The sequence below is a fragment of the Belliella filtrata genome, from assembly GCF_022549775.1.
GTDB lineage: Bacteria > Bacteroidota > Bacteroidia > Cytophagales > Cyclobacteriaceae > Belliella > Belliella filtrata.
This window is the reverse complement of the sequence record NZ_JAKZGP010000148.1, coordinates 1-747: the sequence shown is the minus strand read 5'-3', so window position 1 is coordinate 747 and position 747 is coordinate 1. Positions and strand designations below refer to the sequence as shown.

Here is a 747-nt window from a genome sequence, read left to right as displayed (position 1 = left end):
ATGTAATCTCTACACTTCTTGAGTGCTTGATGGGCGCCGCCACTTGGTCTGAACCCATAGCTATGGTCGCTAAACTGTGGCTCGTATAAACCTGTGAGTATTTGGGAAATGGCTTGTTGAACCACCCTATCTACTACAGTGGGTATACCTAATTGCCGTTTCTGACCGTTGTCCTTGGGTATCTCTACCCTGCGAACTGGATTGGGGCGGTATTTGCCCCGAAATATGGATGTTATTAGCTCATCCTTATGAGTAACAAGATAATCCCTAAGAGATTCGACTTCCATCTTGTCAACACCTCCTGCACCTTTGTTGCGCTTAACTTGTAAGTAAGCTGCGTTCAGGTTTGATGGTGAAAGGATGTATTCTAACAGGCCATAACCTAATTGATTAAAGTCCGTGAGCTTGTTTTCAGTTATCCACATGAAAGTCTGCCCTCCCACAATTCCTTCGGATGCCGTCCTATTCTTTTCTGGGCAGTTCTTTTCTTCAAAGATATTCTGCTCTCTTCCTTTCATGCGGTAACATTCTTTCAGTTCTCAATCCTTAAAGTTCAGCCCTTCCCAAACATAGTCATTGTCTGGTACTATGGCTTCGGCTGACTTCTCATGGCGAGCTTTACTCCGTATTTCTTACTCCGTTTCCATACGTCCATGAGACCTCCCGTGGTAAGATAACTCACTTTCACTCCATGTCCCTGCCTCATTTACACTCCAACGTCCGTGTAATCTTTGGATTTTGACTTGT

The 747-nt window shown here is 44.4% G+C and carries 1 protein-coding gene; it reads right to left on the bottom strand.

Translation table 11 applies throughout. The features are described 5' to 3' along the window. On the bottom strand, positions 1-425 hold a 425-nt coding region (locus MM239_RS20825; protein WP_241350251.1), incomplete at its 3' end, for a reverse transcriptase domain-containing protein. Positions 426-747: the final 322 nt, after the last annotated feature.